This is a genomic window from Sphingobium sp. ZW T5_29 (assembly GCF_044987515.1).
GTDB lineage: Bacteria > Pseudomonadota > Alphaproteobacteria > Sphingomonadales > Sphingomonadaceae > Sphingobium.
Genome location: NZ_JBJDRM010000011.1, coordinates 64,993 through 78,817, shown reverse-complemented (window position 1 = coordinate 78,817; position 13,825 = coordinate 64,993). Strand labels below are relative to the sequence as shown.

Sequence of the window (13,825 nt, the reverse complement as noted above, 5' to 3'; positions counted from 1 at the left end):
ACATATTGGTCCTGGGCGGTGCTCGATCCGGCAAGAGCCGCTATGCGCAGGCGCGATGCGAGGCCCTGTCGGGCGGGTTGGCCTATATCGCCACGGCTGAGGCGCATGATGGAGAAATGGCTGACCGCATCGCGCGCCATCGGGCCGATCGCGGTCAGAGATGGCGAACGGTCGATGCGCCGATCGACCTGCCGGGCGCGATCCGATCATCGTCAGAATGGGCTGGCGCGATATTGGTCGATTGCCTCACGCTTTGGCTGTCGAACCTGATGCTGGCCGACAAGGACATTGCCGTGTGGCGCGCCACGCTGGCCGATGCCATGCGATCCTGCGCGGTGCCGGTCATGCTGGTCAGCAACGAAGTCGGCCTGTCGATCGTGCCCGAAAATGCCCTGGCTCGGCGTTTTCGCGACGAAGCGGGATGGCTGAACCAGCAAATGGCCGCCCGGTGTGATGAGGTTATATTCGTGGCGGCGGGGTTGCCGTTGACCCTGAAGGAAGCAGCGTCGCCCGCGGCGTGAACAGGCTGGCAGCCGGGATGATGATTGTTCGGGCCATCACCGGCATAAAATCCGTGTCATGCGCGATGCCGGGTTTATTTCCCGCTTGTTCGCCTTGCCTGGGGCGGCTGCTATCAATATGGGGCGACCATCAATTCTGGAGGGGATTGAGGGGAAACAGCGATTCTGATTGATGCGAGCGCGCATTTCGCCGCATGCATGAATTTGAAAAAGGGCGGGACTGGAAGGCCCGAACCGCTGGGTCCTGAAGCAGGGGATGAGACAGTGAACGCATTTAACGCAGACTATCTGTTTGTTTTCATACTGGCGGCCTTTTTGGGGTTTCAGTTGATCAAGAAGGTATCGCCGCTGCTTCATTCGCCGTTGATGTCGCTGACCAATGCGATTGCGGCGGTGGTGATTGTGGGGGCGATCACGATCACGGGTGAGGAAGGGGCGACGCCGCTTGCCCGGACGCTTGGCTTTATCGCGGTGTTCTGCGCGACGGTGAACCTGGTCAGCGGGTTCATGATCACCGATCGCATGCTCAAGATGTTCAAGCCGCGGGGGAAGTAAGAGATGGACGCCTTTGTTCCTTTTGCGGCGATTGCCGCATCGGCTTTGTTCATCCTGTCGCTGATGTGGATGAGCCATCCTTCGACCGCCCGGCGCGGTGTGCGCGCGGGTGAGATCGGCATGGTCATCGCCATCATCGGCGCGCTGGTCCAGCATGAGGTGGTCAGCTATGACCTGATCATCATCGCGATGATCGCGGGTGCGGCGGCGGGTATTCCGATGGCGCTGCTGATGCCGATGACGGCGATCCCGCAGCGTACCGCCATTTCCCACGCCTTTGGCGCGCTGGCGGTCGGCCTGATCGGCGCGGCGGAATATTACAAGCATGCCCATGCGCAATATGCCGGCGGCTTCATCATGTGGGTGCTGATGTTCGAAATGCTGCTGGGTTTCCTGACCTGCACAGCATCGGTCGTCGCCTTTGCCAAGCTGCAGGAACTGATGGGCAGCCGTCCGGTGGCTTTCCCGGGGCAGCGCATCTTCAATGGCGCGGTGGCGCTGGCGACGGTGGTGATCGGCGCGATGCTGGCGCTTGACCCGACGCAGACCTGGCTGTTCCCCGCCTTTGTCGCGCTGGCGCTGCTGTTCGGCATATTGCTGGTGATCCCGATCGGCGGGGCGGACATGCCGACCGTCATTGCGCTGCTCAACAGCTATGCGGGCCTGGCGGCGAGCGCCATGGGCTTTGCGCTGGGCAACAAGCTGCTGATCGTGGCGGGCGCGCTCGATGGCGCATCGGGCTTCATCCTGGCGCTGGTGATGTGCAAGGCGATGAACCGCAGCTTTGCCAATGTGATGTTCGGCGGCTTTGGCAAGGTGGTCGCGGGCGTTGCTGGCGGCAAGGATGACCGGGTGGTGCGTTCGGCTTCGGCCGAGGAAGCGGCGATGCAGCTGGAAAATGCCAGCAGCGTTGTGATCATCCCGGGCTATGGCATGGCGGTGGCGCAGGCGCAGCACAAGGTCAGCGAACTCTATCAGGCGCTCACCAAGAAGGGCGTGGACGTGAAGTTCGCGATCCATCCGGTGGCGGGGCGCATGCCGGGCCATATGAACGTGCTGCTGGCCGAGGCCAATGTGCCCTATGAGCAGCTGGTCGACCTGGACGACATCAACCCGGAACTGCCGCAGGCGGACGTGGCGGTGATCATCGGTGCGAACGACACGGTCAACCCGTCGGCGCGCGACGATCCGCAAAGCGCGATCGCGGGCATGCCGATCATCGAGGCGGATCGCGCCAAGTCGGTGTTCGTGATCAAGCGGTCGATGAACGCAGGCTTTGCCGGGATCGACAATCCGATCTATTATAACGCCAACACCCAGATGCTGTTCGGCGACGCCAAGGACATGGTCGGATCCATCGCCAAGGAACTGAGCGGCGGCGGGTCGGGCCTGCACTGAACGTAGCACCGATATCGATGAGCAGGGGAGTTTTTTCACCAAGGATAACCCCCCTCCTGTAGTATCGCATCTGAAAAGGGGGCAGGTGGTCTGGCCGGTAAATCGCTGGACTGGCACCTGCCTTCTCATTCGCTAATTTTCGGGTGTCATCTCCACCACGAAACGATATTTGACATCGTTGCGCCGGAGCCTGTCCAGCGCCTGGTTGATCTGGGCATGGGGCACCAACTCGATTTCAGGCATGACGTCGTGAGCAGCGCAAAAGTCGATGACCGCCTGCGTCTGATGAAGGCCGCCGATCAGCGATCCGGCGATGCATTTCTGTCCGAACACGACTGAAAGATTGGCGATCTGCAGGCCGCCCGGACCAATGCCCAAAAGGCACAGCGTCCCTTCGGGCTTCAGTGCCGCGATGTAGCCGTTGATGTCGTGCTGTGCCGACACAGTGTCGAGGATGAAATCCATCGCACTCGCAATGGTTGCCATCGCCGCATCGTCATTCGACAGGATAGCGTTGCGCGCGCCAAGTCGGATCGCGTCGGCGCCCTTCGCATCAGAGGTTGTGAAGATGGTGACGTCCGCGCCCAGTGCGGCCGCCAACTTGACCGCCATGTGGCCAAGGCCGCCCAGGCCTACGACCCCGACCTTGCTGCCCGGCCCCACTCGCCATTTCTGCAACGGCGACCAGACGGTGATGCCAGCGCACAGGATCGGCGCGGCCCGAGCGCTGTCCATGGCCTGGGGGATTTTGAAAACATAGTCCTGGTCGGCGACATAGTTGGTCGAAAATCCGCCCATGGTGCGATGATTCCCGTCCTTTTCAAGCCCATTGAACGACGGGATCATTGTAGCGCACATTTGTTGCCTGTCCGACAGGCAGGGATCGCATGATCGGCAGCTGTCGACGTAGCAGCCGACCGCAGCTTTATCGCCGACCTGGAAGCGGGTCACTTCATCGCCGATGGCGGTTATGACGCCCACAATTTCATGGCCGGGAACCACTGGAAATCCGGTATTGCCCAGATCATCATCGATCGCGTGCAAGTCGGAATGGCAGATGCCGCAATGGGTGATGGTCATGACAATGTCGCGCGGTCCCGGCTCTCGTCGGTCAAACGTCATCGCCGTTAGCGGCGCGCCCGATTGCGACGCGGCATATCCTCTGGACTGGACCAACTCGCATTCCTTTCTTCCGGGTGCCGTTCACGGTGTGTCCGGCGTATCTGATCCACGGTCGTTGGTGGGCGCTGCGTCGTGAACGGATCAGGATGTCCAGCGAGGAGGGCGCTTCTGTGTGAAGGCCAGGGGGCCTTCCCTCGCATCCTCACTGATCCGCCATCGCACGAATTCAGGAATATTGGCTTGTTGGGCCAGGGCTTTGGCGACAGAAGGTTCGTCAAGGCCGTACATCATCGCCTGTTTCGACGCACGAATTGCGGCGGGGGAAGCGCGCAGAATGTCGGCGCAATAGCGGTCCACCACCGACTGCAGATATTCAGGCCGAACGACCTCATTGACGAAACCCAGTCGATATCCTTCGTCCGCGCTGATTGTGCGGGACGTCAATATCAGCCCAGTTGCCTGCTTCAGGCCAATCTGCCGCGCCAGTCGATGCAGGCCGCCACCCAGCGCGACCATTCCCGCCAGTGGTTCAGGAAGTCCAAAGCTGGCGCTGTCCGTCGCGATAATGATGTCGCAGGCGAGGGCCAATTCGAAACCGCCGCCAAGGGCATAGCCATTCACGGCGGCTATGACCGGTTTGGCCAGATCAAACCGCTGGGCCAGCCCGGCATAGCCATGGTCGGGATAGCACATGTCCAGGACATCAAAGTTGAGATCGCTGCCTGCGCAGAACGCATGGTCGCCAGCGCCGGATACCACGGCAATCATCGCATCCGAATCCTGCGCGAATTCGTTGAAGGCTGCTTCCAGATCGTGATGCATGTCGGGCGTCAGGGCATTGTGTGACGCCGGACGGTTCAGCCGGATATGCGTTACCGGGCCGTCACTGCTGACCTCTATATATGACATGGGTCACGATCCCTTTTTGCCGAGGTTCCAGGTGAGTACGCAATTCCGCCACGACGCGTCACACTCTGCCCGTCAACTCCGGCACGATCTTGAACAGATCGCCGACAAGGCCGATGTCCGCGACCTGGAAGATCGGCGCATCCTCGTCCTTGTTGATGGCGATGATGGTCTTGCTGTCCTTCATCCCCGCCAGATGCTGGATCGCGCCGGAAATACCCACGGCGATATAGACTTCGGGAGCGACGATCTTGCCTGTCTGGCCGACCTGATAGTCGTTGGGCACATACCCCGCGTCCACAGCCGCACGCGAAGCGCCGACCGCCGCGCCCAGCTTGTCCGCCAGCGGATAGATGACCTCTTCAAAGGTCGGCCCATCCTTCAGCGCGCGGCCACCCGACACGATGATCTTGGCAGACGTCAGTTCCGGTCGCTCCTGCTTGGCGATCTCGGCGCCGACGAAGCTGCTGAGCCCCTTGTCGCCAGTCGAAGACACGGCTTCCACCGCGCCCGAACCACCCTCGCCCGCCGCCTTCTCAAAAGCGGTGCCGCGCACGGTGATCACCTTCTTGGCATCCTTCGACTTCACGGTCGCGATCGCGTTGCCCGCATAGATCGGACGCGTGAACGTGTCTTCGCTCTCGACCGACAGGATGTCGCTGATCTGCATCACGTCCAGCAGAGCCGCGACGCGCGGCGCGATATTCTTGCCGTTGCTGGTGGCGGGCGCGACGAACGCGTCATGGCTGCCCATCAACTCGACGATCAGCGGCGCGACATTCTCAGGCAAAGCATGGCCGAATGCCGCGTCATCGGCGACATGGACCTTGCCCACGCCAGCGATCTTCGCAGCGGCTTCCCCCACGCCGCCAACGCCTGCGCCAGCGACCAGCAGATGCACTTCACCCAGCTTTGCAGCAGCGGTGACCGCGGAAAGGGTCGCGTCCTTGACGGCGCCGCCCTCATGTTCAACCCAGACAAGCGTCTTCATGCGGCAACTCCTAGAGCCTTGAGCTTCGCGACCAGTTCATCGACATCGGCAACCTTGACGCCGGCCGAACGCTTGGCGGGTTCGCTCACCTTGAGCGTTTCGAGGCGCGGCGAAATGTCCACGCCATAATCGGCGGGCGTCTTGGTGCTAAGCGGCTTGCTCTTCGCCTTCATGATGTTGGGCAGAGAGGCATAGCGCGGCTCATTGAGGCGCAGGTCGGTGGTGATAATGGCAGGCGTGTTCAGCTTCACCGTCTCCAGGCCGCCATCGACTTCGCGGGTCACGCTGACCTTGTCGCCCTCAACCTCGACCTTCGAGGCAAAGGTGCCCTGCGGCAGGTTCAGCAGCGCCGCCAGCATCTGGCCGGTCTGGTTGCTGTCGTCGTCGATCGCCTGCTTGCCCAGGATGATCAGGCCAGCGCCTTCCTCTTCCTGCACCTTGGCGAGCAGCTTGGCCACGCCCAGCGGTTCGACTTCGTCATCGGTCTGGATCAGGATCGCGCGATCCGCGCCCATGGCCAGCGCCGTGCGTAGCGTTTCCTGCGCCTTCGCAACGCCAATCGACACCGCCACCACCTCGGTCGCCACGCCCTTTTCCTTGAGGCGGATGGCTTCCTCGACCGCGATCTCGTCAAATGGGTTCATGCTCATCTTGACGTTCGCCAAATCGACGCCCGTCCCATCCGCCTTCACCCGCGGCTTCACATTATAGTCAATGACCCGCTTAACGGGCACAAGGATCTTCATGAAATCCCCTCCAGAGGTTTGCACGTATATCATATTCGAACAAATGATATATCGCTCGTAAAGCGGAAACGAGTCAATAAGACCCTTGCGTAAAATACGCGAGCGAACTAAATCGATTCATCGACTTATACGGTCGTCGTCATGGCGGGCGTCTGGGCGGCGTAAGGGCCGCGTCCTTGAATAGGTGAGGTGGATGACTCAATTCGGCATTTCGCGCTATGGCGCCTATGTTCCCCGTCTAAGGCTGGAGCGTTCCGCGATAGCGGCGGCGCATGGCTGGATGGCGCCGGGCTTGCGCGGGCAGGCAAAGGGCAGCAGGGCCTTCACCAGCTGGGACGAAGACGCGATCACCATGGGCGTCGAGGCCGCGCGCGATGCGCTGGCCGACATTAGCCTGGATGGCGTAAAGGCCGTGCGGCTGGCATCGACCAGTCTGCCCTATGCGGACCTGCAGAATGCCGCGATCGTGGCCCGCGCGGTCGGCGTGCCGGCTGGGGTCGCCACATCGGACGCGGCGGGATCGCAACGGGCGGGGACGTCCGCCCTTCTGCAAGCGCTCAAAGGAACCGAGTCCGCGCTGGTCATCGCGTCCGATAATCCGTTCGCCAAGCCAGCGAGCGGGCAGGAGATGACCTTTGGTGCGGGGGCGGCAGCTTTCCTGCTTTCTGAAAGCGATGTGATAGCGCGGCTGATCGGGTCGGCTTCATTGGCGGATGTGTTCGTCGATCACTTCCGGGCCGCTGACGCCCAGAGCGACTATGGCTGGGAAGAACGCTGGGTCCGCGACGAAGGCTATGCGAAGATAGTACCGCGCGCAGTGGCGGCGGCCTTGACTCAGGCGCAGCTGTCCATCGCCGACATCCAGCATTTCGTGATGCCGTCCTATATCAAGGGCGCGGCCGACATGGTGGCGAAGGCGCTGAAGTTCGGCGGCACGGTCGCGGGCGCGCTGGAGGATGGGGTCGGTTATGCTGGGGCCGCCCACGCGCTGCTGATGCTGGCGGCGACGCTGGAAAGGGCACAGCCGGGCGAACGCATCATGCTGATCGGCTTTGGTCAGGGCGCGGACGTGCTGATCTTTCAGGCGACCGATACGATCGTGGCAATCCGGCCAGCGCGGGGCGTCGCGGGCTGCGTCGCCGACGCGCTGCCCACCGACAGCTATCTGCGCATGCTGTCCTTCCATGGGGGGCTGGACGCCGAATGGGGCATGCGTTCCGAAAAAAACGCGAAGACGGCGCTGACCGAGCAATATCGATCGGCCGATCAAATGGAAGGCTTCAATGCCGGACAGTGCGGCAGTTGCGGCGCGGTTCAGTTCCCACAGCTGCAATATTGCGTCCAGTGCCATGCGCCCAGTGAACAGTTCACCAACATATCGCTGAAGGACCAGGTCGCGGAAGTCCTGACGTCCACCGCCGACTGGCTGTCCTATCATCCATCCCCGCCGCTCTGGGTCGGCTTTGTGAAGTTCGACAATGGCGCACGCGTGCTGATGGAGATGGTCGATATCGGCAAGGATGGGATCGACACGGGGGACAAGGTCCGCATGGTCTTCCGCATCAAGGAGAAAGACCGCCAGCGGGGATATAACCGCTACTTCTGGAAATCGACGCCGCTGAGCGCAGCCTGAGGAGTTTCGAGACATGGCGACAGGCATCAAGGACAAGGTAGCCATTCTGGGAATGGGCTGTTCCAAATTTGGCGAGCGATGGGATGCGGGTTCGCCGGAGCTGATGAAAGAGGCTTTTGACGAAGCGCTGGAAGACGCGGGGATCGAGCGGAGCCAGATCGAGGCGGCATGGTTTGGCTGCTGGGGTGACGGCGTCAATGTCGGCAACAGCGCGATCCCCGCCGCGATGGCGTTGCGCTTGGAAGGCATTCCGGTGACGCGCGTCGAGAATATGTGCGCGACGGGCACAGAGGCGCTGCGCGGTGCCGCATATGCGGTGGCTTCGGGCGCCGTCGATATCGCGCTGGCGATCGGATCGGAAAAATTGAAGGATACGGGTTTTGGCGGCCTTCCCCCGCCATTCAAAGGCACGTTCAACGACCTGTGGATGCCGATGGGGTCGGCGCCTGCGGGCTTTGCCCAGCTCGCGCCTTACTACCGGGCCAAATATGGCACGACCAAGGAAGACCTGAAGCGCGCCATCAGCCATGTGTCGTGGAAAAGCCACCAGAATGGCGTGCACAGTCCCAAGGCACATTTCCGTAAGGCAGTGTCGATGGAAACCATCATGAACGCGCCAATGATCTCCGATCCGCTGGGACTGTTCGACTGTTCGGGCGTGTCGGACGGTTCGGCCTGCGCGATCGTGACGACGCCGGAAATAGCGCGCGCGATGGGCAAGACGGATCTGGTGACGATCAAGGCGCTCCAGCTTTCGACCAGTTCAGGCCGGGAAACGCAGACCAACGACTGGGACGGCAGCTATGTCGCCAATACCCGTAACGCTGCGGCTCGCGCTTACAAGGAGGCGGGAATTACCGATCCAAAGTCGCAGGTCAGCCTGAGCGAGGTACATGACTGTTTTTCGATCACCGAACTGGTGACGATGGAGGATCTGGGCTTTTCCGACGACGGTCGCGCCGTGTTCGACATATTGGACGGCCGCTACGACCGCGACGGCGCGATACCGTGCCAGATCGACGGCGGCCTCAAATGCTTCGGCCACCCGATCGGCGCTTCGGGTCTGCGCATGGCTTACGAAGTCTACAGCCAGTTGCTGGGTCGGGCCGGGGAGCGCCAGCTTTCCAGCCCGTCCATCGGACTGACGCATAATCTGGGCGGTGTTCCCTATCAGGGCATCGCCGCCATCTCTATCCTGGGACTTGCATGATGCCTGGAGTATGGTTTGACGAACTTGAAGTGGGCATGCTGTTCGAGCACCCCATCCGCCGCACGATCACCGAAACGGACAATGTCCTGTTTTCGTGCATGACCCATAATCCGGCGCTGCTGCACCTGGATGAGGAATATATGAAGGGCACGCCCTTCGGCCAGCGGCTGGTCAATTCGGCCTTCACACTGGGCCTGATGGTGGGCATTTCCGTCGGCGATACGACGCTGGGCACCGCCGTCGCCAATCTGGGCTGGGACGAGGTGCGCTTTCCCAACCCGCTGTTCCATGGCGACACCATTCACGTCACGAGCGAGGTCATCGACCTGCGCGAGTCAAAGTCGCGGCCCGAAGCCGGGATCGTCACATTCCTGCACAAATGCTACAACCAGAAGGATGAACTGGTGGCATCGTGCAAGCGATCCGGCCTCCAGCTCAAAAGGCCTGCGTCATGACGCTACCGATCCGATCCTTCCTGTTCATCCCCGGCGACAGCGAGAAGAAGCTGGGTAAGGTGGACGGCGTCGCTGCCGATGCGTTCATTTTGGACTTGGAGGACGCGGTCGCTGCGGCACGCAAGCCGGTAGCGCGGGAAATGGTGCCTGCGTTCATCAAGGAACGTCCACGCGCTGGACGAAAGTCGCAGCTTTGGGTCCGCGTCAACCCGCTCGATACGCCCTGGACGCTGGAGGACCTTGCCGCGATCGTGCCCGCCGCGCCCGACGGCATCATGCTGCCCAAGGTGAACGGGCCAGAGGATGTGGTGCAGGTCAGCCATTATCTGAGCGCGCTGGAGACCGCTTCGGGGATCGAACCGGGATCGATCCGCATCTTGCCGGTCGCGACGGAAACGGCGGTTTCCCCTTTCCGGCTTGGCGATTATGCGGCGGCGCGGCTGGAGCGGCTCTATGGCCTGACATGGGGGGCGGAGGACCTTAGTTCCGCAATCGGCGCGAGCGGCAATACCGACGCGAGCGGCGAATGGACGCACACTTACAAGATGGTGCGGTCCCTTTGCCTGTTGGGCGCGCATGCGGCGGGGGGTGAGGCGGTGGACACGCTCTATGTCGATTTTCGCGATCCTGAAGGTTTGCGCGCGTCGTGCAAGTCGGCGCGCGCGGAGGGATTTTCCGGTCGCGTGGCGATCCATCCCGCGCAGGTTGATATCATGAATGAATGTTTTTCTCCGTCGCCGGACGAGGTGGATTTCGCCCGGCGGGTGGTCGAACTGTTCGCGGCCAACCCGGATTCGGGCACATTGGGACTGGACGGCAAGATGTTGGATATCCCGCATTTGAAGCAGGCGGAAAGAACATTGGCAATGCATGAGGCGCGCCGTGGTTGACGGTACGATGCGGGACGACAGCGGACGCGGTATATTTTCCGCTGAACATGAACAATTCCGGGCAACTGTCGCCCGCTTCGTCGATGAGGAACTGGTCCCGCACCACCATCAGTGGGAAAAGGACGAAGTCGTCCCCCGCGAGATATGGAAGCGGGCGGGCGAGGTGGGCATCCTTTGCCCCAATATTCCCGAGGAATATGGCGGGTTCGGCGCGGACTGGCTCTACAATGTCGTCGTCATTGAGGAACTGGCGAAAAAGGGGATCACCGGCCCCGGTTTCACGGTCCATTCCGAAATGGTCGCGCCCTATATATTGGCGGCGGGGACCGAGGAACTGAAGCGCGAAGTCCTGCCCCGCATGGTGGCGGGTGAGTGCATCGGCGCGCTTGGATTGACCGAGCCGGGTGCTGGTTCAGACGTCAAGGAGGTCCGCACGCGCGCGGTGCGCGAGGGCGATGATTATGTGCTGAATGGGCAGAAGGTCTATATTTCCAACGGGCAGCTAGCCGACATCATGGTCTGCGCGTGCAAGACCGATCCGGCGGCGGGCGCCAAGGGCGTCAGCCTGATCGCGATCGACACGCATCAAGCGGGCTTCAAGCGCGGCCGCAATCTGGAAAAGATTGGCCTGAAGGCGCAGGATACGTCGGAAATTTTTCTGGAGGACGCGCGCGCGGAATCCTGGCGGCTTCTGGGTCGCGAGGGCGGCGGCTTCGGGATCATGATGGGAAAGCTGGCGCAGGAAAGGCTGACGCAGGCGGTGCGCAGCATCTGTGTGGCGGAAGCCGCGCTGGAATGGACCGTCGCCTACACCGCCGAACGCAAGATGTTCGGTCAGACGCTGGCGGATTTCCAGAATACGCAGTTCGTGCTCGCGGAATTGTCGGCCGAAATCTTGTCCGCGCGCACCTTTACCGACTGGTGCATCAAACGCTTCCTGGCCGGTAACTTGACCGGGGTCGAGGCGGCGAAGGTGAAGCTGGTCGTCACCAACCTGCATGTGAAGGTCGTGGACCAGTGCCTGCAGTTTTTCGGCGGCTACGGCTATATGACCGAATATCCGATCGCACGCGCCTATATCGACGCCCGCATCGTGCGTATCGCTGGCGGCGCGGCGGAGGTGATGAAGCAGATCATTGGCCGCGATCTTTTCGGCAAATGAGGGCAGGAATGTCAGAACATCATCATATGCTTGCTGATTATGAGGTTTCCCATCATATGCTACAAATGATTATATCCATGTAGCGACCGCGGTTGAAGACGACGCGCCGCACGCCTCAAACCGGATGGTGAGAATGACGAAAACGCTGAAGGCCGCAGCCCCCAAAAAGAAAACGACCAAGAGACCCTCTGCGCAACAGTTCACGTTCGGTTATCTCGTCCACGACGTGTCGCGGATTCGGCGCACCGTCATGGATCTGCTGATGCGGCCTTACGGGATCACGCGGTCGCAATGGTCGGTGCTCAGCACCTTGTCGCGCGCGGGCAATGACGGGATGATGCAGGTCGATCTTGCCCGGCTGATGGAAGTGGGCAAGGTGACGGTCGGCGGGCTGATCGACCGGTTGGAAGCATCAGGTCATGTGGAACGCAGGGCGGACGCCAACGACCGCAGGGCCAAGCGCGTATTCATCACCGAACAGGGATTCGACGTCATCGGCCTGATGATCGAACTGGCCGCCACCACGAACCGCCGCATTTTGGAGGGCGTGTCGGATGCCGACCGGGAAGTCTGTGAAGATGTGCTGTTGCGAGTGAAGCAGAATCTGAAGGAGGTCTTGCGCGAACAAGGCGGCCTGGGCCTGTTGGACAGTGAGGACTGAGCTATTTGGCGGGGAGCAGAAGGGCATGTTTTTCATCGTTCTGGCGGCCGATAGGGCCGGTGCGCGGGCCCTTCGCCTGGAACATCGTCAGCGCCATCTCGATTATTGGCTGGCGCAGGGTGCTGCGGTGAAGATCGCAGGCGCGATGCTGGACGGCGACAGCCCCGAAGCAAGCCCCAAGGGCAGCTCGTTCCTGCTGGAGGCGCGGGATGAGTTGGCCGTCAGGGCGTTGCTGGCGGCGGACCCCTTCACCATTGAAGGCGTGTTCACGGGTGACTTCATTGTGCAGCCGGTACGGCCCGCGATCGGAGAGTGGCGAGGCGACTGAAGGTCCATCCTGGACTGAAAGAATGATCAGTCTTCGCCAATATATACCAGCGTCTTGGGCGCGTTGCTGTCTGCGAACAGCGCCTCCAGCGATCGGCTGATCCGGTCGATGCCCGGTTCCACATGGTCGTGGAACTTCAGTTGTCCCGCCAGGACCATGTCGGTCAGCCGCTCTATGGCCTCAGGGAAACGGGCAACATGGTCGAAGATGACGAAGCCGCCACAGGTCAGCGCGCGCATCAATATCTCGCGCTCATTGCGGAGGCCGGTCGGTGGCGGATTCCAGCTGGGCGTGGCCGCTGTCCCGCAGTGGACGATTCTGCCGTGACGGGCCATGGTGCGGATCGCGGTGTCCAGAATTGGCCCGCCGGTATTGTCGAAATAGATGTCGAACCCCTGCGGCCGAACCTCTGCGAGTACCGACGCCAGGTCAACCGACTTGTAATTATAGGCGGCGTCATAACCATAATCGGCCAGACACAGTTTCACCTTGTCGTCGTTACCGGTTAGGCCGACCACAAATGCTCCGGCACGATGGGCGATCTGGCCCACGACGCTGCCCACCGTCCCCGCCGCCGTTGAAACAAGCACGCCTGCGCCATCATAGGGTGGGGCGATATCCCCCAGGGCCAGCCATGCAGTGACGCCGGGCATGCCAAGCACCCCGGCATAGGCCGAAAGCGGAGCAACCGGATTTTCGATATGCGACAGCAGGTCGGCGCGGGTCGCGACCTTATAATCCTGCCACCCCAGAAAGCCGTAGACGATGTCGCCGGGCCTGACGCCGGTGTCCCGGCTGTCCAGTACGATCCCCACCGCGAGCGCGCGCATCGGTTCATCCAGCGGCGTCATTGCGGGATTGGCGACCCAGCCCCGTTGCACCGGATCGGCGGCGAGGTAAAGGTTGCGGACCAGGAACATGCCCTCCCCAGGTGACGGGACCTGCGCATCCCTGCGAGCGAAATCGGCGGTAACGGGGCTACCCGCGGGTCTGCGGGAAAGGATGACCTGCCGGTTCACGGGGTCCGTTTTGAACGGAGGGATAAGTCCCTGCATGCCTTGGTCCTACTCGTATATATGCATGTGGTACGCTAGCAATCTAGATACATGGGGTCAACGCTTGGGAGAATCGATGTGGGGCGGTTGTCAAACCAGACCTAATGCGTATGGTAATAGTGCACACCAAATATCGACCGTCTTCGCCAGCGGCTGGATGACGGAAAGCTAGCGGAGGATGACAGTTGGATA

Annotated in this window: 15 protein-coding genes; 10 read left to right on the top strand and 5 right to left on the bottom strand. The window is 61.5% G+C overall.

The window, feature by feature from the left end; genetic code table 11:
* Positions 1–2: 2 nt before the first annotated feature.
* From cobU to ACI3KQ_RS11060, 3 genes are all read left to right on the top strand, one after another.
* A complete protein-coding gene (cobU, locus tag ACI3KQ_RS11070) occupies positions 3–521 on the top strand; it encodes a bifunctional adenosylcobinamide kinase/adenosylcobinamide-phosphate guanylyltransferase (protein ID WP_404957686.1) in 519 nt (172 codons plus the stop codon).
* Between the two features lie 264 nt (positions 522–785).
* Positions 786–1,076: an NAD(P) transhydrogenase subunit alpha gene (locus ACI3KQ_RS11065; protein ID WP_404957547.1), complete on the top strand. Its 291-nt coding sequence runs from the start codon at positions 786–788 to the stop codon at positions 1,074–1,076.
* Positions 1,077–1,079: 3 nt separating this feature from the next.
* Positions 1,080–2,474, top strand: coding sequence for an NAD(P)(+) transhydrogenase (Re/Si-specific) subunit beta (locus tag ACI3KQ_RS11060; protein ID WP_404957545.1), 1,395 nt, complete (start codon positions 1,080–1,082; stop codon positions 2,472–2,474).
* 132 nt (positions 2,475–2,606) lie between these two features.
* On the opposite strand, the gene ACI3KQ_RS11055 is transcribed toward ACI3KQ_RS11060, so the two are convergent.
* The 4 genes from ACI3KQ_RS11055 to ACI3KQ_RS11040 form a co-directional block, all read right to left on the bottom strand.
* Positions 2,607–3,650, bottom strand: coding sequence for an NAD(P)-dependent alcohol dehydrogenase (locus ACI3KQ_RS11055; RefSeq protein WP_404957543.1), 1,044 nt, complete (start codon positions 3,648–3,650; stop codon positions 2,607–2,609).
* Positions 3,651–3,737: 87 nt separating this feature from the next.
* Positions 3,738–4,505 (bottom strand): enoyl-CoA hydratase-related protein, encoded by a 768-nt coding sequence (locus tag ACI3KQ_RS11050; protein ID WP_404957541.1) that lies wholly within the window; start codon positions 4,503–4,505, stop codon positions 3,738–3,740.
* Positions 4,506–4,563: 58 nt separating this feature from the next.
* Positions 4,564–5,493 carry an electron transfer flavoprotein subunit alpha/FixB family protein gene (locus tag ACI3KQ_RS11045; RefSeq protein ID WP_404957539.1) on the bottom strand — a complete coding sequence of 310 codons (930 nt, stop codon included), beginning with the start codon at positions 5,491–5,493 and terminating at the stop codon, positions 4,564–4,566.
* The gene (locus ACI3KQ_RS11040; protein WP_404957537.1) at positions 5,490–6,239 is read right to left on the bottom strand and encodes an electron transfer flavoprotein subunit beta/FixA family protein; all 750 of its coding nucleotides are present in this window, start codon (positions 6,237–6,239) and stop codon (positions 5,490–5,492) included. Before ACI3KQ_RS11040 ends, ACI3KQ_RS11045 begins: the two co-directional genes overlap by 4 nt.
* Positions 6,240–6,432: 193 nt before the next feature.
* Here ACI3KQ_RS11040 and ACI3KQ_RS11035 point away from each other — a divergent pair, with 193 nt between their 5' ends.
* The 7 genes from ACI3KQ_RS11035 to ACI3KQ_RS11005 all read left to right on the top strand — a co-directional run bounded on the left by ACI3KQ_RS11035 (position 6,433) and on the right by ACI3KQ_RS11005 (position 12,578).
* Positions 6,433–7,872, top strand: coding sequence for a 3-oxoacyl-[acyl-carrier-protein] synthase III C-terminal domain-containing protein (locus ACI3KQ_RS11035; protein WP_404957536.1), 1,440 nt, complete (start codon positions 6,433–6,435; stop codon positions 7,870–7,872).
* Positions 7,873–7,885: 13 nt separating this feature from the next.
* Positions 7,886–9,082, top strand: coding sequence for an acetyl-CoA acetyltransferase (locus ACI3KQ_RS11030; protein WP_404957534.1), 1,197 nt, complete (start codon positions 7,886–7,888; stop codon positions 9,080–9,082).
* Positions 9,082–9,537, top strand: coding sequence for a MaoC family dehydratase (locus ACI3KQ_RS11025; RefSeq protein WP_404957684.1), 456 nt, complete (start codon positions 9,082–9,084; stop codon positions 9,535–9,537). Before ACI3KQ_RS11030 ends, ACI3KQ_RS11025 begins: the two co-directional genes overlap by 1 nt.
* Complete coding sequence (locus ACI3KQ_RS11020; protein ID WP_404957532.1) at positions 9,534–10,427, top strand: HpcH/HpaI aldolase/citrate lyase family protein; 894 nt, start codon at positions 9,534–9,536, stop codon at positions 10,425–10,427. The genes ACI3KQ_RS11025 and ACI3KQ_RS11020 overlap by 4 nt, the downstream gene beginning before the upstream one ends.
* Complete coding sequence (locus ACI3KQ_RS11015; RefSeq protein WP_404957530.1) at positions 10,420–11,589, top strand: acyl-CoA dehydrogenase family protein; 1,170 nt, start codon at positions 10,420–10,422, stop codon at positions 11,587–11,589. Before ACI3KQ_RS11020 ends, ACI3KQ_RS11015 begins: the two co-directional genes overlap by 8 nt.
* 133 nt (positions 11,590–11,722) lie before the next feature.
* On the top strand, positions 11,723–12,250 hold the full coding sequence (locus tag ACI3KQ_RS11010) for a MarR family winged helix-turn-helix transcriptional regulator (RefSeq protein WP_404957529.1): 528 nt from the start codon (positions 11,723–11,725) through the stop codon (positions 12,248–12,250).
* 25 nt (positions 12,251–12,275) lie between these two features.
* On the top strand, positions 12,276–12,578 hold the full coding sequence (locus ACI3KQ_RS11005; RefSeq protein WP_404957527.1) for a YciI family protein: 303 nt from the start codon (positions 12,276–12,278) through the stop codon (positions 12,576–12,578).
* A gap of 26 nt (positions 12,579–12,604) precedes the next feature.
* Here ACI3KQ_RS11005 and ACI3KQ_RS11000 read toward each other — a convergent pair whose 3' ends face one another.
* Positions 12,605–13,633, bottom strand: a complete 1,029-nt coding sequence (locus ACI3KQ_RS11000) for a zinc-binding dehydrogenase (RefSeq protein WP_404957525.1) — start codon at positions 13,631–13,633, stop codon at positions 12,605–12,607.
* Positions 13,634–13,825: the final 192 nt, after the last annotated feature.

What these genes read in the sequence shown, in the direction of transcription:
- ACI3KQ_RS11060 (WP_404957545.1), top strand. Translation starts at nt 1,080, where the DNA reads ATGGACGCCTTTGTTCCTTTTGCGGCGATTGCCGCATCGGCTTTGTTC.
- ACI3KQ_RS11050 (WP_404957541.1), bottom strand. Translation starts at nt 4,505, where the DNA reads ATGTCATATATAGAGGTCAGCAGTGACGGCCCGGTAACGCATATCCGG.
- ACI3KQ_RS11045 (WP_404957539.1), bottom strand. Translation starts at nt 5,493, where the DNA reads ATGAAGACGCTTGTCTGGGTTGAACATGAGGGCGGCGCCGTCAAGGAC.
- ACI3KQ_RS11040 (WP_404957537.1), bottom strand. Translation starts at nt 6,239, where the DNA reads ATGAAGATCCTTGTGCCCGTTAAGCGGGTCATTGACTATAATGTGAAG.
- ACI3KQ_RS11035 (WP_404957536.1), top strand. Translation starts at nt 6,433, where the DNA reads ATGACTCAATTCGGCATTTCGCGCTATGGCGCCTATGTTCCCCGTCTA.
- ACI3KQ_RS11030 (WP_404957534.1), top strand. Translation starts at nt 7,886, where the DNA reads ATGGCGACAGGCATCAAGGACAAGGTAGCCATTCTGGGAATGGGCTGT.
- ACI3KQ_RS11025 (WP_404957684.1), top strand. Translation starts at nt 9,082, where the DNA reads ATGCCTGGAGTATGGTTTGACGAACTTGAAGTGGGCATGCTGTTCGAG.
- ACI3KQ_RS11020 (WP_404957532.1), top strand. Translation starts at nt 9,534, where the DNA reads ATGACGCTACCGATCCGATCCTTCCTGTTCATCCCCGGCGACAGCGAG.
- ACI3KQ_RS11010 (WP_404957529.1), top strand. Translation starts at nt 11,723, where the DNA reads ATGACGAAAACGCTGAAGGCCGCAGCCCCCAAAAAGAAAACGACCAAG.
- ACI3KQ_RS11005 (WP_404957527.1), top strand. Translation starts at nt 12,276, where the DNA reads ATGTTTTTCATCGTTCTGGCGGCCGATAGGGCCGGTGCGCGGGCCCTT.
- ACI3KQ_RS11000 (WP_404957525.1), bottom strand. Translation starts at nt 13,633, where the DNA reads ATGCAGGGACTTATCCCTCCGTTCAAAACGGACCCCGTGAACCGGCAG.